Below are 19,604 nucleotides of genomic sequence, written 5' to 3' on the forward strand. Positions count from 1 at the left end.
CCTCCGTGGCTCCCGGTTCCATACTAGGAGCGCGTAGCGGGGGGCGCGATTGACCTGCGTCAATTGCTGTCGGTGGAAATTTGTGCGGGTCCGAACCGATCTGAAATATCGCGGTCACAAATCTCTATCGCTTGCGTTTGCTGCGGATCGCGTAGGGCTTCAGCAACTCGGCGCAGGCGAGATAGACGACGACGAGCAGTGCAATGCCGGCCATCATTAACGGCGGCGGCGCGACAAAGCCGAACCAGGTGCCGACCGGCGTGAACGGCACGACCATCGCGACCAGCAAGGCGATCAGCGACGAGGCTGACAACACTGGATCGGGCCAGTTGCGCCACGGTCGGCCGTTGGTGCGGATGACGAAGATCACCAGGATCTGCGTCGCCATGGATTCGATGAACCAGGCGGTGCGGAATTCGCCGGGCGATGCGTGAAACAGCATGATGAGGGCGCCGAAGGTCAGGAAGTCGAACACCGAGGACAGCGGTCCCATGATCGCGGCGAAGCGCGCGAGCCTCGTCATGCTCCAGACCTGCGGCTGCGCGGTGGCCGCGCGCGAGACCCGGTCGAAGGGAATGCCCAGCTCGGAGAGATCGTAGAGCAGGTTGTTGAGCAGGATCTGCGTCGGCAGCATCGGCAGGAACGGCAGCACCATCGAGGCGATCGCCATGGACAGCATGTTGCCGAAATTCGAGCTCGCGCCCATGCGGACATATTTCATGATGTTGGCGAAGGTGCGCCGTCCTTCCTCGACGCCGTCGGCGACGACCTCGAGATCCGAAGCGAGCAGGATCATGTCGGCGGCGGCCTGCGCCACGCCGGTCGCGCCGTCGACCGACAATCCGACGTCGGCAACCTTCAGGGCCGGTGCGTCGTTGATGCCGTCGCCGAGGAATCCGACCACTTCGCCGCCCGCCTGAAGCGCCTTCACGATGCGCGACTTCTGGTCCGGCGCGAGGCGGCCGAACGCGTCGGTGGAACGCACCTGCACGGCGAGCGCTTCGTCGCTGAGCTGTGCAATGTCGGCCCCCGACAGCACGCGCGCGGGATTGAGCCCGACCAGGCTCGCGAGCCGCTTCACCACCACGGGGTCGTCGCCCGAGAGGATCTTCAGGCCCACGCCGCTCGCCGCGAGCCGCGCGATTGCGGCTGTGGCCGTCGGCTTCGGCGGATCGGCGAAAGCGCAGAAGCCCTCGAAGGCGAGATCGGTCTCGTCCTCCGTCTCGACCTCGCGCACCACGCCGCTCCACGCCCGCGAGGCGATCGCCACGGTGCGCAGGCCCTCGCTCGCGAGCTCGCGCACGCGCGCCGTCGCAGCAGTGCGCGCGCTCTCGTCCATCGTGCACAATGCGAGCACGGCTTCCGGCGCGCCCTTGACGATCAGCAGCGTGCCTTCGGGGCCGGTCGCAAGCACCGATCCCAGCCGGCGCGAGAAGTCGAAGGCCTGCCGCCCGGCCAGGGTCCAGCCCTGCGCGGCGTCCGGTCGGCCGGCGACGAGGGCGGCATCGAGGGTGCCGCGGTCGCCGCCGAGCGATGCCGCGATGGCGCCGAGCTGCGCGGCGCGGGCATTGTCCTTGCCCTCGGCGTCGAGGCTTCTGGCGAGCGTGATCTCGGCCGAGGTCAGCGTGCCCGTCTTGTCCGTGCAGAGGACCGTCATGGCACCGAGATCGTGGATCGCTGCCAGCCGCTTCACGATCACCTTGCGGCCGGCCATCCGCAGCGCGCCGCGCGACAGCGTCACAGTGGTGATCATCGGCAGCAGCTCCGGCGTCAGCCCGACTGCGAGCGCGACCGCGAACAGCAGCGAATCGAGCACCTCGCGGCCGAATACGACGCGGACGGTGAGCACGACCAGCACCAGCGCGAGCGTGGCCCGCGCGATCACGAGGCCGAACTCGCGCAAATCGCGCTCGAAGGGGGAGGGCGCCTGCGTCTCGGCGAGCGCGGAGGCCGCCGCGCCGAACACGGTGTCGCGGCCGGTCCTGACGACGAGCGCGATCGCCTCGCCCGTCTGCGCCACGGCGCCGCGGAACAGGGCATTCGATGTGTCGTCGGGGTCGGTCGCGGCGCCGGCGCGCTTCTGCACCGGATAGGGCTCGCCGGTGAGCGCGGCTTCTCCGGCCGTGAAGGCGGTGCTCTCCAGGATCAACGCATCCGCCGGGATGATGTCGCCGGCGCGGACGCGCAGGAGGTCGCCCGGAACGACGTGGTCGACGTCGATCTCGCGGAAGGCGCCGTCACGCCTGACCTCGGCCTTGAGCGCCACCGAACGGCGGAGGATCTCGGCGGCGCGGACCGCGTGGCCCTCCTGGATGGTGTCGAGCCCGATCGAGAGCGCGAGAATCAAGACAATGATGAGCCCGCCGATGTCGTCGCCGGTCAGCATCGAGACGATGCCGGCGACCAGCAGGATCAGCGACAGCGGCTCCAGCAGCCGGCGCAGGATCGCACGCGCGGCCCCCTCGATGCGCGGCGGCGCGTCGCTGTTCGGCCCGAAACGGCCGAGCCGTGCGGCGGCCTCGGTCGCGGTCAGGCCCTGCAAGGAGCAGCCGAGCTCGGTGCTGAGCGCATCCGTCGGCAGGCGCCAGAACTGGTTCGCCTGGCTGTTCGGTGGCTTGGTCACGGCGTATCCGACATGAAGGCTTCCAGGCCCGGGAAGGGTAAGCTGGGGAGGTGACAGCCATCCCTTGGCGCAATCGCGGGCCGGAACGGTTGATGCGTGTCAATTCCGCTGCCGCCGGGCCGCCAACCTTTCAGGATTTTAAGGGGATATCAAAGGCTTGGGGTGCCTTCCCGACCCCGAAAAAGCCCGGTTCTTGCTTGCCTAGAGAGGCTGCTTCCTTTATCCGGTTGGCTGCCTTGCGTGCGAGCGGCCTTGGGCCGCAGAGAGGGCTTGGCGCAGGCATGATCCCGGAAAAGTGGGCACCGGTTTTCCGCGAGGATCATGCCTCCTAGAGACAGATTGAATAGGGATTACCCGCGAATGGCCAATGTTGTCGTCGTCGGCGCCCAGTGGGGCGACGAAGGGAAGGGCAAGATCGTCGACTGGTTGTCGGAGCAGGCGGACATCGTCGTCCGTTTCCAGGGCGGCCATAACGCCGGCCACACGCTGGTGATCAACGGCAAGACCTACAAGCTCGCGCTGCTGCCCTCGGGCGTGCTGCGTGAGCACAAGCTGTCGGTGATCGGCAACGGCGTGGTGTTCGATCCCGCCGCCTTCCTCGACGAGGTCACCAAGCTGCGCGCGCAGGGCGTTGCCGTCTCCCCGGAAAATCTGCGCGTCGCCGAGAACGTCACCCTGATCCTGCCGCTGCACCGTGAGCTCGATGCCTTGCGCGAGTCCTCCAACGCGGCGACCGCGATCGGCACCACCCGCCGCGGCATTGGACCTGCCTACGAGGACAAGGTCGGCCGCCGCGCCATCCGCCTGATGGACCTCGCCGACCTCGACACGCTGCCGCACAAGATCGACCGGCTGCTGGCTCACCACAACGCCTTGCGCCGCGGCCTCAATCTGCCGGAGTTCGACGGCAAGGATATCCTGAAGGAATTGACCGCGCTGGCGCCGCAGCTGCTGCCCTATGCCGAGACGGTGTGGCGGCTGCTCGACATCAAGCGGCGCGAAGGCAAGCGCATGCTGTTCGAGGGCGCACAAGGCGCGCTGCTCGACGTCGACCACGGCACCTATCCCTACGTCACCTCGTCCAACACGGTGGCGGCGCAGGCCGCGACCGGCTCGGGCCTCGGCCCCGGCGCGGTCGGCTACGTGCTCGGCCTGTGCAAGGCCTATACGACCCGCGTCGGCCAGGGCCCGTTCCCGACCGAGCAGGACAACGCGATCGGCCGCAAGATCGGCGAGCGCGGCCGCGAGTTCGGCACCAATACCGGGCGGCCCCGCCGCTGCGGCTGGTTCGACGCCGTGCTGGTCCGCCAGGCGGTCCGCACCTGCGGCATCAACGGTCTCGCGCTGACCAAGCTCGACATCCTCGACGGCTTCGATTCGATCGAGGTCTGCACCGGCTACAAGCTCGACGGCAAGGAGATCGACCACTTCCCGGCCGGCGAAGGCGCCCAGGCCCGGGTCGAGCCGATCTACGAGACCATCGAGGGCTGGAAGGAGCCGACCGCCAGTGCGCGGTCCTGGGCCGACCTGCCGGCCCAGGCCATCAAATATGTCCGCCGGATCGAGGAATTGGTGGGGTGCCCCGTCGCGCTGCTTTCCACCAGCCCCGAACGCGAAGATACTATCCTGGTACAAAATCCGTTTGAGGCTTAACGATCTCTTACCGGGAGGCGCGTATAGTTGAGTAGAAATGGCTGATTACTATCCGCTGATCGCCCGCGCTATTGCCGCCCTGGACCCCAACGCTCCCGGCGAAAGCCGTCGCGCGCTCTATGAGCGGGCGCGCACGGCGCTGATCGCACAGCTCCGCAGCGTGCAGCCGCCGCTCTCCGAATCCGAGATCACCCGCGAACGGCTGTCGCTGGAAGAAGCCGTCCGCAAGGTCGAATCGGAGGCCGCCCAGCGTGCCCGCGAGGCCTCGCGCCCCGGTGGCGGCACCCGCAGCAGCGGCAGCGGCGATGCCTTCCGCCGGGCCAGCACCCGTGCCACCGAGGGCAACCCGGCCGCAGCCCCGCCGGCTGCTCCGCCGCGCACCCGTCCGGCGCCGACGCCGCCGCGCGCCGACCGCCCATCCTTCAACGTCGATGACCAGGGTGACGCCCAGCGTCCGCCGCGCGCGCCCCGTTTCGACGCGCCGCGCCAGCCGGGTCCGCCGGCGATGCCGGAGCCGCCGGCCCCTCCACCTGCCGGACGCGATCGCCCGGGTGGGCGCCGCCCGCCGGACATCGGACCTCCGCCGCCGCTGCCGCCCGCACCGGGCGTACGCGGCTTCCGCGACATCACCGCCGACGTCAACGATCTCGGCGGCGCCGCCGCGCAGGCCAATCGCGCCGCGCGCCGCACCTACGCCAACGTGCCCTCGCCCTCGCCGGAATTCGACCGGCTGGAGCCGAGCCTGGAGAACCGCGCCGGCGAGGGCGATGCGCCCTATTCCTATGACGAGTCGATCGAGGAGGCCGAGCGCTATGCGCCGCGGGCCGCGTCGACGCGCCCGCACATCCCCGTCCTCGACCGCGACACCAAGAAGCCCAAGCGCGCCCGCTCCGTCTTCCCGTTCAAGAGTGCGATCGCCGTCGGCATCGTGCTGATCCTGGTTGGCGCCGGCATTCTCTGGGGCAAACAGCTGGTCCAGATCGCGAACGGCCTGCTCAAGTCCTCGCCGACCCAGGTGGTTGAGGCGCCGAAGGATCCGTCCCAGCCGCAGAGCAAGCCGAAGATCCCCGATCGGGTCGGCCAGCCCTCGGCCAGTGACCAGCCGGTCGCGCCGGTGGCGCAGAAGGTCGTGCTCTATGACGAGGATCCGTCCGATCCGAAGGGCAAGCAATATGTCGGCTCGGTGGTGTGGCGGCTCGAGCCGATCAAGGCGTCGGGCAACCAGAAGGCCGACGTCGCCGTGCGCGCCGACATCGAGATTCCCGACCGCAAGTTCAAGATGACGATGTCGTTCCGCCGCAACACCGACTCCTCGCTGCCGGCGAGCCACACCGCGGAGCTGACCTTCATCCTGCCGCAGGATTTCCCGGGCGGCAGCGTCTCCAACGTGCCGGGCATCCTGATGAAGTCGAACGAGCAGGCGCGCGGCACGCCGCTCGCAGGGCTAGCGGTCAAGGTCACCGACGGCTTCTTCCTGGTCGGCCTTTCCAATGTCGACGCCGACCGCGCCCGCAACGTCCAGCTCCTGAAGGAGCGTTCCTGGTTCGACGTGCCCCTGGTCTATGCCAACCAGCGCCGCGCCATCATCGCGATCGAGAAGGGCGCCCCCGGCGAGCGCGCCTTCAACGACGCGTTCGCGCAGTGGGGCGATTAAGCCACTTCGGTCATTCCGGGGCGCGCGACTTGTCCGCCGAAGCTCAAAGAGCGAAGGCGGAAGCGCGAACCCGGAATCCATCGCGCGGCACGTGACGTAGAGAAATGGATTCTCAGATCCGCAATTGCGCATCGTAGTTCGGCGCTGCGCACCGCCCCGGAATGACATCCCGGATGGATGGCTACTGCGCGGCCGCTTCCTTCTTGCGCGATGCTGCTGCGGCTGCGTGCTCGCGGTCCATCACGGCGCGGCAGCCGGGGCTGACCTGCGCCTTGTTCCGCACCATGCAGGCGGTGATCCGCGGGATATCGGGGATTTCACTGGAGCACAGCCGCATCGCATCGCCCGAGCACATCTGCTGCGCTTCGGGCGAGAAGGCGAAGCCGGGCGATGTCTGGAATGCGATGGCGGTGGTGGCGAGGGCGAAGAGCGTTGCGATGGTCCGGTTGCGTGTCATGTCGAATGTGTCCCCGAGTTCCGTGGGCTTGAGCCGCTTGGTTTTGGGGCGCCGCACGCGGCTTGACCTGCCGCATGTCTCAACGATCACGCCGGGAACCTCATCCCGCATGTGGTTGCTCGATCTCGTGATGTTCGAATCGAAAAGTGCTGCGCCGCCCGAGCCGAGTATGCGCCATTGTCGTATGGCTGCAATGGGCCGCACGAACGAATTCGCAATTGTTGCGCGCACGTCACGCAGAAAGCGACGCGCTCCGTCAGATGAGGCGATAGGATGGCGTGCTTGTGGCGTCGCTCTCGCCAAGTGCGGCGGCGTGTTCCTCGACCGCGGTGATGCCCTTCGCGGTGAGCTCGAACAGATCGCCGTCCTTCATCACGTAGCCGTCGGCGATCAATTGTCCCATCTTGCCTTGCCGGTCGTCGGCGAAGGCGATGGATTGACAGATGTCCCTGAGGATCGAGAGCTGTTCGTCGCGCAACATGGCTTCACCTCTCCGTTCACAGGGACTGTGTCCGATCCTCACATGCCGTGACTGGCGAACACCTTGCTGCATGATTTCGACAGCTTGGCCCGGTTGGCCTGCAGGCAGCTCTGCACCGCGCCGTCATTGCCGAGGTCCTTGCGGCACAACCGCGAGGCATCGCGCGAGCAGGCATTCTGCTCCTGCGGCGTGCCCATGTGGCCTTGCGCGAGAGCGGGCGCGCTCGACAGGCCACCGAGGGTTGCAAGCGTGATCGCCAGAAGAAATTTGCGGGACATCGGCGGCTCCAGTCCAAGAGGGGTGATTCAGGTCCTGTCTGAACTCGTCGCCTTGCCACTTGTTCCCCTTGGGGGAGGCGCCGGCGCCCGCTATTCAAGGTTCCCGGGGCGCTGCTATAACAGGGGCGAAGTGTGAGGGTCTTTGATGAAACGCTATCTGGTGTTTGCGCTGGTCGGGCCGTTCGTCGGCGGGTTCCTGCTGCTGCTGACGACGACCTACCAGTCCGGGTACTGGACCCAGACCAACCTCGGCGAGGTCGGCAAGCTGTTCGCAGTGTTCTTCAAGTCCCTGCAATACAGCTATTTGTTCGGCTTCCTGCCGTCGCTGATGATCGGCGCGGTCGATGACATCCTGGTCCACATCCGCCGGGTCGGCCCGGTGCTGCGGATGCTGCTGGTCGGCCTGTTCGCCTTCGTCCTGGCCTCGCTGACCTACAGCTCGCGCGGGCCGGATTCGGGCGCGGTTCAGTTCATCCTGTACGGCATGGTCGGCTTCGTGCCGTCGGTGATTTCCTCCTGGCTCGTGCATAGATATCTCGAGGAGCCGCAAGCGGCGGCGGCACCGACCTGACCGCGCGACGTTCGGACGCGGTGCAGCAACCTCCGCCGCGTCGGCGAGTTTTCCCTGGGCCATGACCATGTCCGACGACGATATTCTTGCTCCGCGCAAATCCCGTTCCGGGCGCCGTTCGCGCGCCAGCTTCTCAGGCACCGAAGCACGCGGGCCGATCATCGACCAGGACGGCCGCGAGATCCGGCCCGAGACGCTGGAGCAGGGCTTTCGCGAGTTTCGTTTCGAGTTCGGTCAGGGCAATCCGCTTGGAGGCAATCCGCTCGGTAACCTGACGCGCGAGCAACGCATCGCGCGTCTCGAGGCGATCGCAAAGCTGCTCGACGTCGCCTTCATCCTGCCCGGCACCAACATCCGCTACGGCATCGACGGCCTGATCGGACTGATCCCCGTCGTCGGCGACATCATCACCACCGCGATCTCGCTGTGGCTGGTGCGCGAGGCCCGCGCGCTGGGCGCGCCCTGGTACCTCACCGCGCGCATGCTCGGCAACGTCGCGGTCGACGGCGTGGTCGGCATGGTGCCGCTTGCGGGCGACGCCTTCGACGTCATGTTCCGCGCCAACATGCGCAACATGCGCCTGCTCCGCCGCTGGCTCGACAAGCAGCCGCGCTTGTAGGGCGCTGCTCTCCGCAATTGAATATGCCCGAACGGTCGTCATGCCCGGGCTTGTCCCGGGCATCCACGTTCTTCGTGCCGCAGTCTAAGGCGTGGATGGCCGGGACATAGGCGAGCGGAAGCGACGCCGTCCTTCGGACGGCTACGCCCGGCCATGACGCTGTGGAAGCATGGCACTCCAAAGCCCTCAAACGCAAAAAGCGCGATAGCCTTTCGGCCATCGCGCCTTCCGCGCACATCGGGCTTAGCGAAAAAACTTATGCCGCGTCGGCGTCGGTCTCGGCGGCCGGCTCGGGCTTGCGGCGACGGGGCAGCGGGAAGGCTTCGCTCTCATAGAGCGAGCGGATGCCGTTCTGGTCGAAGCGCGCTTCCTCGACCTGGAGATAGGCGCCGTTCAGCGAATCCGTCGGCAACTGCTCCATCGCGAACTGCACGGCCTCGGCGGCGGTGCCGAACCGGCGATAGGTGAAGCCGGCACGCTTCTTCTTGCGGATCGCGGCGGGGAAGAGCTCGGCGGAAGTGTTGAAGTTGAACGGACGCAGTGGACGCATGGTCAAAGACCTCGTGATCTTCTCTGGGGCTTTAAGCGCGTGGGGTTTGGGAGGGCGGAGGCCAATCGCGTGGGCCCGCCGCACACGTCATTTTCGCCCTCTAATATAGGCCGTTTTGACAAAATTGCGACCCCTGCGATGGGAGATGATGAATCCGCGCATGGCAGCCCCGCAAGGGCTATAAACCAAGTAATTTCAACAATTTAGATGGTTTATAGTTTGCCAAGAAGCAGCAGCACGATCAGCACCACGAGGACGACGCCGCCGATTCCCATGCCGGAATGGCCCATGCCATAGCCGTAACCGCCGACGCGGCCGGACAGGCCGCCGAGCAGGTAGATGATCACCAGGATGATCAGGATGGTCCCGAGTGTCATGGCATCCTCCCTGGCGGCCGCCAAAACGCGATGACTGGCCACACCGCCAGAGAAGAAAAGCACATCGCGCCGCCGGGTTCCATGGCGGAACCCGGCGGCGCGCAACGTTTATTTCGGCTCGAGCTTCAGCGCCGCCGAGTTGATGCAGTAGCGCAGGCCCGTCGGCCCGGGGCCGTCGGGGAAGACATGGCCGAGATGGCCGCTGCACTTGGCACAGAGCACCTCGGTGCGGACCATGCCGTGGCTCACGTCCCTTTCCTCGTCGACATGGCTCTCGACGGCGGGCTGGGTGAAGCTCGGCCAGCCGCAGCCGGAATCGAACTTGGCGTCGGACTCGAACAGCACGTTGCCGCAGCCGGCGCAGACATAGGTGCCGGCACGGTGGTCGTGCTCATATTCGCCGGAGAAGGGACGCTCGGTCGCCTTCTCGCGCAGCACCGCGTACTGCATCGGCGACAGCTCGCGCCGCCACTGCTCTTCGCTCTTGATGACTTTGTCGTCCGTGGTTTTCGTCTTGGCGTCGGGCATGGGTCTCCCGTTTTTTGGTGATCACGCGATCAGTTGGTGGCCTTGCTGGCATTCACCAGCGTCGGCTTCTCGATGTAGTTATCCGCGAACAGCTTTTTCAGGTTCTCGATCTTGGGGAGGTCGTTATAGGCGATGTAGGGCTGGTTCGGATGCAGCGTCAGATAGTCCTGATGATAGGCCTCCGCCGGATAGAACGCCTCCAGCGCGCCGACCTTGGTCGCGATCGGTTTGCCGAACACCTTGGCGCCGTTGAGCTGGGCGATATAGGCCTCCGCCACCTTCTTCTGCTCGTCAGAGGTGGTGAAGATCGCCGAGCGATATTGCGTGCCGGTGTCGGGACCCTGGCGGTTGAGCTGGGTCGGGTCGTGCGCCACCGAGAAGTAGATCTGGAGGATCTTTCCGTAACTGATCTTCTTCGGGTCGTACTTGATCTCGACCGATTCCGCATGGCCGGTCCGGCCGCTCGAGACGGTCTGGTAGTCGGCGGTCGCCTTGGTACCGCCGGCATAGCCGGAGACCGCGTTGACGACGCCCGCAGTGTGCTGGAATACGCCCTGCACGCCCCAGAAGCAGCCGCCGGCGACCACGGCGGTCTGGATGCCGCTCACCGGTGCCGCGTCCATGGTCGGGGCGGGGATCACGACCGCATCCTCGGCGGCCCGGGACGGCACGGCAAAGGCCAGCGTCAGGGCGGTCGTGGCAGCCAGCAGGGACAGGAGGGCGGGACGGCGCATGGCAGATCCTCTTTCCGGAAGGTGGATATTCTAGGTCGGTTGGCGCCGCGCGAACAGCCTGCCCGGCGGCATTCGGTCACCTGAGATACGGGGACAGGTGCCGATTGTTACGCCGCAGCGGACACGACTCTGTGAAAAACGCGATCCGAGACAGCCCGTCTTGGCGCGGTGAGGAACTCTGCGCTAGATGAACCCGCGCGACCGACGATCGACCTAAAAAAGTGGTGGCTGGAGCTGGCCTGACAACATGCTGCGCGTCGTTTCCCTGACACTTGTCATCCTGGCCGCCTGCGCGTCGAACGCCGCGGCCGATCCGCAAACCGGCGACGACCTCGCCATTTGCCGCGACCGCCAGGCGGAGGCGCAGGCCCGCGCGGTGGCCTGCGACAATCTGCTCAACGCCGACCGGCTCACCGGCAAGGACAAGGCGGTCGCGTTGTCCGTGCGCGGCAACACCCTGATCAACAAGCGCGACCACGTCCACGCGATCGAGACCTTGTCCATGGCCGTCGATCTCGATCCGGACAACGTCATTGCGCTCAACCTGCGCGGTCTCGCCTATGAGCGCAGCGGGCAGGACGACCTCGCGATGGCCGACTACAACCTCGCGCTCCAGAAGCGCCCGGCCTACGGTGTCCCCTACAACAACCGCGGCATCATCCAGGCGCGCCGGGGCGCGCTGCAAAGCGCGCTCGACGATTTCAACATGTCGATCAAATACACGCCCAAATTCCTGCTCGGCTGGACCAATCGCGCCCGCGTGCGCACGCTGATGAAGGATTTCGACGGCGCGATCGCCGATTTCGCGGAGGCTGAGAAGATCGATCCGACCGCGACGCAGATCGCCGGCAACCGCTGCATCACCTGGGGCATGATGGGCAAGTTCGACCGGGCCCTTGCCGACTGCAACGGCCTGATCGAGAAACAGCCGAAGAACGTGTTCGCGATCAACAATCGCGCCGACGTCAACATGATGAAGGGCGACGTCGACGCCGCGCTGAAGGACTACAACACGGCCATCCAGATCAACCCGAACAATGTCCGGGCACATTCAGGCCGCGGCCAGATCTACGAGCGGAAGAATGATCTCGCCCAGGCCCGCGCCGACTATCGCGCCGCGGCCTATTCGCTGACCAAGTTCGACGAGACCGAGGTCGCGCGCGCCCGCGCCATCGCGCAGGAGCGGCTCGCTGCGCTGACGCCGCAGGCGCCGGCCGGGGTGACCGGGCGCCGCGTTGCGCTCGTGATCGGAAACGGCGCTTACAAGAACGTCCACGCCTTGCCCAATCCGCCACGCGACTCGAAGCTGATCGCCGACGTGCTGCGCGAGGTCGGCTTCCAGACCGTGATCTCCGTCAGCGACCTGACCCGCGACAAGTTCTTCGAAGCGTTGCAAACGTTCGCTGCCGAAGCGGAGAAGGCCGACTGGGCGGTGGTCTATTACGCCGGCCACGGATTCGAGATCGGCGGGGTGAACTATCTCGTTCCTGTCGACGCCAAGCTGGCCGCCGACAGGGATGCCGAGGCTCAGGCCGTCGCCCTGGAGCAGGTGATCGCAGCGGTGGGCGCTGCGAGAAAAGTGCGTCTGGTGATGCTGGATGCGTGCCGCGACAATCCGTTCGCGCCGACCATGCAGCGGACGCTGTCACTCAAGCTGGTCGACAAGGGCTTTTCCAACATCGAGCCCGGCGCCGGCTTCATGGTGGTCTACGCCGCCAAGCACGGCGAGACCGCGATGGACGGCGACGGCGGCGCCGACAGCCCGTTCGCCACCGCGCTCGCCCGCGAGATCAAGCAGCCGCGCGTCGAGATCAGGAAACTGTTCGACATCGTCCGCGACGACGTCTGGTCCGCGACCAGGCACGGGCAGCAGCCGTTCACCTACGGCTCGCCGCCGGGGCGCGAGGATTTCTATTTTGTGGCGGGGAAGTGAGGGGTGTGGATGTGATGCGACTCCGGCGCCTCATTCCCGGTGTCGTCCCGGCGAAGGCCGGGACCCATAAACACAGGGAGGAGTCGTAGCGCGAGCTGGTCACCGCGAGTCTTCGCCAAACCTAACTCTGTGGTTATGGGTCCCGGATCAGCGCTCGCTACGCTCGCTTGTCCGGGACGACGAGCGGAGGTTGAGGGCGCCGGCGTTGCCACATCCTCAGAAATCGTAGCCCGTATGAGCGAAGCGACATGCGGGTTCTTTCCGTCCCGGATTGCGCTGCGCTCCATCCGGGCTACGGAGCCTCACACGACAATACTCAACCGCTTCGCCGCGCGCGTAATCCCCGTGTACAGCCACCGCGCTCTCGAGTCCTGAAACGCAAAGCTCTCGTCGAACAGCACGACGTCGTCCCATTGCGAGCCCTGCGACTTGTGCACGGTCAGCACGTAGCCGTAGTCGAACTCGTCATAGGGCTTGCGCTGCTCCCAGGCGATCTGCTCGACGCCGCCCTCGAAGCAGTCGGCGCGCACCGAGACCTTCGTCACCTTGTGGCCAAGATCCTCGTCCGGCGACAGCCGCATGCTGAGGATGCGCGATTTCGAGCGTGAGGTGTTGCGCGACTTCACGCGCCACAGGCCGCCGTTGAACAGGCCCTTCTTGCGGTTGTTGCGCAGGCACACCAGCTTGTCGCCGGCGACCGGAAAGGCGTCCTCGATGTTCTGGCGCTGGCGCACCCGCATATTGTACGCGCGTCGCGTGTTGTTGCGGCCGACCAGCACCTGGTCGGCGCCCATGACGCGATCAGGGTCGAGCTCCTTGCGCGACACCACCTCGCTCTCGCCATAGCGGCCGATGTCGAGCTCGCGCCCTTCGCGGACGTCCATCGACATCCGCACGATCGGATCGTCCTGGGCCTGGCGGTGCACCTCGGTCAGCATCGCGTCGGGCTCGGTGTTGGTGAAGAAGCCGCCGCCCTGGATCGGCGGCAGCTGCGCGGGATCGCCCAGCACCAGCAGCGGACAGTCGAACGACATCAGGTCGCGCCCGAGTTCAGCATCGACCATCGAGCATTCGTCGATCACGATCAGCTTGGCCTTGGACGCCGGCGCGTCGTCCCACAATTCGAAGCTCGGCTGCTCCTCGCCGGATTCGCGGGCGCGGTAGATCAGCGAGTGGATGGTGGAGGCCTCGTCGCACCCCTTGTTGCGCATGACCAGCGCCGCCTTGCCGGTGAAGGCGGCGAACTTCACCTCGCCGTCGACGCCCTCGGCGATGTGGCGTGCCAGCGTGGTCTTGCCGGTGCCGGCAAAGCCGAACAGGCGGAACACGGGCGGCGTGCCATTGCGGCCGGGCTTGGCCTTGAGCCAGTCACCGACGGCCTTGAGGGCGGCATCCTGATGCGGGGTGAATGTGGGCATATCTGTCTTGAGGAGGGGCGAGCCGAAGCGATTCGCCATCCCTCAAAACTAACCATTCGGCCCGCCGGTTCAAGCGCAGGTCAGGTCGTCATGCCCGGGCTTGTCCCGGGCATCCACGTTCTTCGTGCCGCGTGGCCAGGCGTGGATGGCCGGGTCAAGCCCGGCCATGACGCCGTGGAGGCGTTGGCGCCCAAATAGCGTACAACTGCCCCTACTGCCAGCCGGGAACGCCGCGCATGTCGGGCAGATGGTGGGCGATGCCCTTGTGGCAGTCGATGCAGGTCTTCTCCCCCGTGAACAGGAAGCGCTGGTGCGCCACCGAAGCCCGCGGCGACTGCTTCGTGATGTCCATGGAATCGGCGCTGTGGCAGTTGCGGCATTCCAGGGAATCATTGGCCTTGAAACGCGCCCATTCATGTGCGGCGAGTTCGAGCCGGTGATCGAGGAATTTCTCGCGGGTGTCGATGGTGCCAAAAATCTTGCCCCAGACTTCCTTGGAGGCCTGCATCTTGCGCGCGATCTTGTCGGTCCAGTTGTGCGGCACGTGGCAGTCCGGGCAGGTCGCGCGCACGCCGGAGCGGTTGCTGAAGTGGATGGTCGACTTCAGCTCGGCATAGACGTTGTCCTTCATCTCGTGGCAGCTGGTGCAGAACTTCTCGGTGTTGGTCAGTTCCAGCGCGGTGTTGAAGCCGCCCCAGAAGATCACGCCGGCCGCAAAGCCCGCGAGCACCAGCACGCCGAGCCCGAACACCGAGCTCGGCCGGATCAGCACCTGCCAGAGCTCGCCCGCGAAGTCCCAGCAGCGCAGGATAAAGCTACGCTTGGCTTCCACCTTTCCCTTGGGCTCGTCAGCGGCCGTCGTCATCGGCGGCCACCGGGGCTTGCGCGCGACAGCAGCGTGTCGATGTCGGTGAAGTCGTTGCTGACGGGCGGCGTGGCGGTGTTCTGCGGCACGTGGCATTCCGTGCAGAAGAAGCGCCGCGGCGAGATCGAGGCCAGGAACTGGCCGTCGCGGTCCATGAAATGCGTGATCGAGACCATCGGCGCCTGCGATTCCGCGGTGCGCGCCCGCGCGTGGCAGGACAGGCATTTGTTGCCGTTGAGGTCGATCTGATAGCCGTCGATCGTGTGCGGGATCACCGGCGGCTGCTCCGGATAATTGCGCACCTCCCGCTCGGACGTGTTGCGGTTCGGCAGCATCGGCGGCGCCGGGCCCTCGTCATTGAGCGGGGCCGGGCCGCGCAGGCCCGACGTCACCGTCTGCGCGGTCAGAGAGCTCGCGCCCGCGGCGATCGCGACCGCGAGCAGGGCTATGCCAAATCGTTTCATCATGACAGGTTCACCCGCTCGATGCGCACGGCGCATTTCTTGTAGTCGGTCTGCAGCGAGATCGGATCGGTGGCGTCCAGCGTCACCTTGTTGATCATCTTGGATTCGTCGAACCACGGCACGAACACGAGGCCACGCGGCGGCCGGTCGCGGCCGCGCGTCTCGACGCGGGCGCGGATGAAACCGCGACGGGATTCCACCTTCACCTCGTCGCCGCGCCGGAGCTTGGCTTCCGACGCATCGTCGGGATGCATGAAGCACACCGCCTCGGGGAACGCCTTGTAGAGCTCGGGCACGCGGCGCGTCATGGTGCCGGAGTGCCAGTGCTCCAGCACGCGGCCGGTCGAGAGCCAGAACGGATATTCGCTGTCGGGCGATTCCGCCGGCGGCTCGTAAGGCAGGGCGAAGATCCGCGCCTTGCCGTCGGGATAGCCGTAGAACTGCACGTCGGTGCCCTGCTTGACGTAGGGATCGCTGCCCTCGCGGAAACGCCATTTGGTTTCCTGGCCGTTGACGACGGGCCAGCGCAGCCCACGCTCGCGGTGATAGGCCTCGAACGGCGCGAGGTCGTGGCCATGGCCGCGGCCGAACGAGGCGTACTCTTCAAAGAGACCCTTCTGCACGTAGAAGCCGAATGCCTTGGATTCCGCGTTGGCGTAGCCTTCCTCGATCTCCGAGGTCGGAAACTTGTCGACCTGGCCGTTCTTGTAGAGCACGTCGAACAACGTCTTGCCGCGAACCTCAGGCTTCTTGGCGATCAGCTCCTCCGGCCAGACCTCCTCGATCTTGAAGCGCTTTGAGAACTCCATGAGCTGCCAGAGATCGGACCTGGCCTCGCCGGGCGCGTTGACGAGCTGGTGCCAGAACTGCGTGCGCCGCTCGGCATTGCCGTAGGCGCCTTCCTTCTCCACCCACATCGCGGTCGGCAGGATCAAATCGGCGGCCAGCGCCGTCACCGACGGATAGGCGTCCGAGACCACGATGAAATTGTCGGGGTTGCGGAAGCCCGGATAGGTCTCCTCGTTGGCGTTGGGACCGGCCTGGAGGTTGTTGTTGACCTGCACCCAATAGGCGTTGATCAGGCCGTCCTTCAGCATCCGGCTTTGCAGCACGGCGTGGGCGCCGTTCTTGTCGGGAATGGTGCCTTCGGGCAGCAGCCAGAGATGCTCGGTCTTGGTGCGGTGTTCCTTGTTGGTGACGACCATGTCGGCAGGCAGGCGGTGCGAGAAGGTGCCGACCTCGCGCGCGGTGCCGCAGGCCGAGGGCTGGCCGGTCAGCGAGAACGGGCTGTTGCCGGGCGAGGAGATCTTTCCGGTCAACAGATGGATGTTGTAGACGAGGTTGTTGCACCAGACGCCGCGGGTGTGCTGGTTGAAGCCCATGGTCCAGAACGAGACCACTTTTGTCTTCGGATCCGCGTAGAGCTCGGCGAGCGCCTCCAGCCGGTTCATCGGTACGCCGGACATCTCGGCTGCCTTCTCCAGCGTGTAGTCCGAGACGAACTTGACGTACTCGTCGTAGCTCATGTCGGTGGAGTCGTTGGCCTTCGCCGCGCCCGTCGCCTTCTTCTGCAGCGGATGCTCGGGCCGCAGCCCATAGCCGATGTCGGTCTGGCCGCGCCGGAAGATCGTATGCGCGGCAACAAAATCCTTGTTGACCCGACCGGTCTTGATGATGTGGTTGGCGATGGCGTTGAGGATGTAGAGGTCGGTCTGCGGCTTGAACACCATGCCGATGTCGGCGAGGTCGAACGAGCGGTGCTCGAAGGTCGAGAGCACGGCGACGCGGACATGCGGCGCGGACAGCCGGCGGTCGGCGAGGCGCGTCCACAGGATGGGGTGCATCTCCGCCATGTTGGAGCCCCACAGCACGAAGGCGTCGGTGGCCTCGATGTCGTCATAGCAGCCGGCCGGCTCGTCGATGCCGAAGGTGCGCATCATGCCGGCGACGGCGGAGGCCATGCAGTGCCGCGCATTGGGGTCGATGTTGTTGGTACGGAAGCCGGCCTTGAACAGCTTTGATGCGGCGTAGCCTTCCCAGATCGTCCACTGGCCGGAGCCGAACATGGCGACGCCGTTGGGCCCACGCTTCTTGAAGGCTTCCTTCCACTTCACCTCCATGATGTCGAAGGCTTCGGTCCAGCTGATTGGCGTGAACTCGCCGTTCTTGTCGTACTTGCCGCCTGTCTTACGCAGCATCGGCTGCGTCAGGCGGTCGTGGCCGTACATGATCTTGGAGAGGAAGTAGCCCTTGACGCAGTTGAGGCCGCGGTTGACTTCGGCCTTGATGTCGCCGTGGGTGGCGACGACGCGGTTGTCCTTGGTCGCGACCATCACGGAGCAGCCGGTGCCGCAGAAGCGGCAGGCGGCCTTGTCCCATTTCAGTTCGCTGTTGTCGCGCTCGGCGACGAGATTGGCGGCGAGCGCCGGTGCCGGGAGCCCAGCGGCAGCGGCCGCGATCGCGGCGGCCTCGAGCTTCAGCATCTGGCGGCGGTCGAGCTTCGGCGATGTCATGATGGCTCTCCCGGCCCTTAGGCGGTTTCGATGGCGTGGAAGACCAGCGCCGCGGAATAGACGTTCGGCAGCGACTGGATGGTGTTGAGCAGGGTGCCGAGGCTGCCGGCATCCGGCGCTTCGGTCACGACGACGAGCTTGCCGCGCGGATCGCGGCCGTGAATCTCGCAGCCGGGCAGCGCGGTGATCTCGGCTTCCAGCTCATCCAGGCGCTCGGGACGCGCCTGCACGATGATGCTGGCGATCTCGCAGCCTGGCGGCGCGACGACGCGGTCGGCGGTGAGCACCCGGCCGGTGATCAATGCGCGGCGGTTGAGTGGGGCGTGGGCCATGATGCCTGTCTTTCGCTTGAGGGGATCAATGCGGGGAGGGCGGTGGGCCCGGAGGGCCGGCGAACATCTGGTAGATCCAGACGCCGAGCCCGTAAGAGCCGACGGTCCCAACCGCGAGGACGGGCATCACGATCGCGGTCAGGAACAGGAAGGCGAAAATTTCCATGCGCTTACGGCGCACGCGCCCAGTCGTGTCGTCAGGGGCCGACATATTCGGTCTCTTCGAAATGGTATGGGAATCGGGACGGCATCCGGGCCGTTGCCTTGCCGCACCTTAGATACGTTCGAGCCGTTAACGCGTTGATCTGGATCAATTCATCGACTTGCAGCGGGGACCGCAGCAGTGGCCAAAGCCGCAAGTTTGGGTTGTGCACGCGCGAAGGCGATGCGAGAGTTGAACTCTCGAATGGGGTTCCCAGGGTGTGAACGGGATGGGGCTCACGGCCATCGATCTTGGGCTGCGCGGTGCGACGAGCGGCGTGTTCCTGCTGATCATTCTCATCGCATTGCTGCGTCGTGCGACCGGCCAACAGGTTTTGCTGGGCATCGCGATGTGCGCAGGCGGCGTATTCTATGCGATTGTGACCGCGCCCAACTTCCCCAAAATGGCTTGGTGGTGGACGTTGCCGATCCTGTCCGCCCAGCCCGCCGTATTTTGGCTGTGGGCGCGCGCGGCGTTAGACGACGATTTCGTGCTGAAGCGGTGGCACGGCGCCCTTTGGCTGAGCATCGTGGCCTATGGGTTTGCGATCACGCTGAGCTGGGCGCACTGGCCCGCTTTGGCTGGCGCAGGCGGGCGAGTCCTGGCGCTGGCCACCCTGGTGCTGGCCCTCGCTGCCGCGGTTCAGACGGTCAAGACCTGGCGGGCCGATCTGGTCGCGCGGCGCCGCCGACTGCGGCTGGCGATGCTTGCGATCAACGTCGTGCTCATCGCGGCCGTCGCCGTCGCCGGCTTCGCCGCAATTCCTGTCGCAGTTCCCGGCGCGCCCGGCAGTCTCCCGACCGCGTTCGGCCTGTTTGCGGTGGCGATGCTCGCCGGATTGGGTGCTTTCGCCACCCAGCCGGCCGCCGCCGTCAACGACGCCACGGCGGCAATCGCATCCGGCGATGCGCGCGGGGCCGATCGTGCTCCCACGAGCCGGGTCGTCGTCGATCCGATCCTGCTCCGGCGTCTCGACCATCTGATGACCGTGGATCGAACCTACCGGCAGGAAGGTCTTGCGATCGGGGCGCTCGCGGCTCGGCTCGACGTTCCCGAGCACCGGCTCCGCCAGGCCATCAACGAAGGGTTGGGTTATCGAAACTTCAACGCGTTCCTCAATCGCTATCGCATCGAGGATGCCAAGCTGGCGCTGTCCGATGTGACGCAACGGGAGGTCCCGGTGCTGACCATCGCCATGGATGCAGGCTTCCAGTCGATCGGACCGTTCAACCGCGCCTTCAAGGCCGAGACCGGCGTGACCCCGACCGAATTTCGGCGCGAGGCGCTGACCCGGCCGGAAACCGACTGCGATCCCGGGATCAGCCAGCCGCGCCGAGAAATCGGCTAGCCGA

Annotated in this window: 20 protein-coding genes; 6 read left to right on the forward strand and 14 right to left on the reverse strand. The window is 66.1% G+C overall.

Annotated elements, in window-relative coordinates; all coding sequences use genetic code 11:
- Positions 1-124: 124 nt before the first annotated feature.
- Positions 125-2,623 carry a magnesium-translocating P-type ATPase gene (mgtA, locus tag A3M7_RS0116490; protein WP_027544921.1) on the reverse strand — a complete coding sequence of 833 codons (2,499 nt, stop codon included), beginning with the start codon at positions 2,621-2,623 and terminating at the stop codon, positions 125-127.
- Positions 2,624-2,983: 360 nt separating this feature from the next.
- Here mgtA and A3M7_RS0116495 point away from each other — a divergent pair, with 360 nt between their 5' ends.
- Together A3M7_RS0116495 and A3M7_RS0116500 are read left to right on the forward strand one after the other, a co-directional pair.
- Positions 2,984-4,276 (forward strand): adenylosuccinate synthase, encoded by a 1,293-nt coding sequence (locus A3M7_RS0116495; RefSeq protein ID WP_027544922.1) that lies wholly within the window; start codon positions 2,984-2,986, stop codon positions 4,274-4,276.
- Between the two features lie 37 nt (positions 4,277-4,313).
- Entirely contained in the window at positions 4,314-5,930 is a 1,617-nt protein-coding gene (locus A3M7_RS0116500; RefSeq protein WP_027544923.1) for a hypothetical protein, read from the forward strand.
- A gap of 181 nt (positions 5,931-6,111) precedes the next feature.
- On the opposite strand, the gene A3M7_RS0116505 is transcribed toward A3M7_RS0116500, so the two are convergent.
- From A3M7_RS0116505 to A3M7_RS0116515, 3 genes are all read right to left on the reverse strand, one after another.
- Positions 6,112-6,387: a hypothetical protein gene (locus A3M7_RS0116505; protein WP_371090192.1), complete on the reverse strand. Its 276-nt coding sequence runs from the start codon at positions 6,385-6,387 to the stop codon at positions 6,112-6,114.
- A 256-nt stretch (positions 6,388-6,643) separates the two neighbouring features.
- Positions 6,644-6,868, reverse strand: a complete 225-nt coding sequence (locus tag A3M7_RS0116510) for a hypothetical protein (RefSeq protein ID WP_027544925.1) — start codon at positions 6,866-6,868, stop codon at positions 6,644-6,646.
- A gap of 38 nt (positions 6,869-6,906) precedes the next feature.
- Entirely contained in the window at positions 6,907-7,146 is a 240-nt protein-coding gene (locus tag A3M7_RS0116515; protein WP_027544926.1) for a hypothetical protein, read from the reverse strand.
- 145 nt (positions 7,147-7,291) lie between these two features.
- Between A3M7_RS0116515 and A3M7_RS0116520 the strand changes: the two genes are divergently transcribed.
- Entirely contained in the window at positions 7,292-7,717 is a 426-nt protein-coding gene (locus tag A3M7_RS0116520) for a DUF5413 family protein (RefSeq protein ID WP_027544927.1), read from the forward strand.
- 61 nt (positions 7,718-7,778) lie between these two features.
- Positions 7,779-8,336, forward strand: coding sequence for a DUF4112 domain-containing protein (locus A3M7_RS0116525; RefSeq protein WP_027544928.1), 558 nt, complete (start codon positions 7,779-7,781; stop codon positions 8,334-8,336).
- A 256-nt stretch (positions 8,337-8,592) separates the two neighbouring features.
- On the opposite strand, the gene A3M7_RS0116530 is transcribed toward A3M7_RS0116525, so the two are convergent.
- From A3M7_RS0116530 to msrA, 4 genes are all read right to left on the reverse strand, one after another.
- The gene (locus A3M7_RS0116530; RefSeq protein ID WP_027544929.1) at positions 8,593-8,886 is read right to left on the reverse strand and encodes a hypothetical protein; all 294 of its coding nucleotides are present in this window, start codon (positions 8,884-8,886) and stop codon (positions 8,593-8,595) included.
- Between the two features lie 212 nt (positions 8,887-9,098).
- Entirely contained in the window at positions 9,099-9,263 is a 165-nt protein-coding gene (locus tag A3M7_RS46615; RefSeq protein ID WP_177234419.1) for a DUF3309 family protein, read from the reverse strand.
- Between the two features lie 108 nt (positions 9,264-9,371).
- The gene (gene msrB, locus A3M7_RS0116540) at positions 9,372-9,791 is read right to left on the reverse strand and encodes a peptide-methionine (R)-S-oxide reductase MsrB (RefSeq protein WP_027544930.1); all 420 of its coding nucleotides are present in this window, start codon (positions 9,789-9,791) and stop codon (positions 9,372-9,374) included.
- Positions 9,792-9,820: 29 nt separating this feature from the next.
- Positions 9,821-10,525 (reverse strand): peptide-methionine (S)-S-oxide reductase MsrA, encoded by a 705-nt coding sequence (gene msrA, locus A3M7_RS0116545; protein ID WP_027544931.1) that lies wholly within the window; start codon positions 10,523-10,525, stop codon positions 9,821-9,823.
- A 247-nt stretch (positions 10,526-10,772) separates the two neighbouring features.
- On the opposite strand from msrA, the gene A3M7_RS0116550 reads away from it, so the two are divergent.
- Positions 10,773-12,458, forward strand: a complete 1,686-nt coding sequence (locus A3M7_RS0116550) for a caspase family protein (RefSeq protein ID WP_027544932.1) — start codon at positions 10,773-10,775, stop codon at positions 12,456-12,458.
- 302 nt (positions 12,459-12,760) lie between these two features.
- Here A3M7_RS0116550 and A3M7_RS0116555 read toward each other — a convergent pair whose 3' ends face one another.
- From A3M7_RS0116555 to napE, 6 genes are all read right to left on the reverse strand, one after another.
- Positions 12,761-13,876, reverse strand: a complete 1,116-nt coding sequence (locus A3M7_RS0116555) for an ATP-dependent RecD-like DNA helicase (RefSeq protein WP_027544933.1) — start codon at positions 13,874-13,876, stop codon at positions 12,761-12,763.
- Positions 13,877-14,087: 211 nt separating this feature from the next.
- A complete protein-coding gene (locus tag A3M7_RS0116560) occupies positions 14,088-14,741 on the reverse strand; it encodes a NapC/NirT family cytochrome c (RefSeq protein WP_027544934.1) in 654 nt (217 codons plus the stop codon).
- Positions 14,738-15,208, reverse strand: coding sequence for a nitrate reductase cytochrome c-type subunit (locus A3M7_RS0116565; protein WP_027544935.1), 471 nt, complete (start codon positions 15,206-15,208; stop codon positions 14,738-14,740). The genes A3M7_RS0116560 and A3M7_RS0116565 overlap by 4 nt, the downstream gene beginning before the upstream one ends.
- Complete coding sequence (gene napA / locus A3M7_RS0116570; RefSeq protein WP_027544936.1) at positions 15,205-17,718, reverse strand: nitrate reductase catalytic subunit NapA; 2,514 nt, start codon at positions 17,716-17,718, stop codon at positions 15,205-15,207. Before napA ends, A3M7_RS0116565 begins: the two co-directional genes overlap by 4 nt.
- Before the next feature lie 17 nt (positions 17,719-17,735).
- Positions 17,736-18,050 (reverse strand): chaperone NapD, encoded by a 315-nt coding sequence (locus A3M7_RS0116575; RefSeq protein ID WP_027544937.1) that lies wholly within the window; start codon positions 18,048-18,050, stop codon positions 17,736-17,738.
- Positions 18,051-18,075: 25 nt separating this feature from the next.
- Positions 18,076-18,261: a periplasmic nitrate reductase, NapE protein gene (gene napE, locus A3M7_RS0116580; protein WP_025575544.1), complete on the reverse strand. Its 186-nt coding sequence runs from the start codon at positions 18,259-18,261 to the stop codon at positions 18,076-18,078.
- Between the two features lie 220 nt (positions 18,262-18,481).
- Between napE and A3M7_RS0116585 the strand changes: the two genes are divergently transcribed.
- Positions 18,482-19,600 carry a helix-turn-helix domain-containing protein gene (locus A3M7_RS0116585; RefSeq protein ID WP_027544938.1) on the forward strand — a complete coding sequence of 373 codons (1,119 nt, stop codon included), beginning with the start codon at positions 18,482-18,484 and terminating at the stop codon, positions 19,598-19,600.
- Positions 19,601-19,604 lie beyond the last annotated feature (4 nt).

Origin of the sequence: Bradyrhizobium sp. WSM2254 (genome assembly GCF_000472645.1) — a bacterium.
GTDB classification, from domain to species: Bacteria; Pseudomonadota; Alphaproteobacteria; order Rhizobiales; family Xanthobacteraceae; genus Bradyrhizobium; species Bradyrhizobium niftali.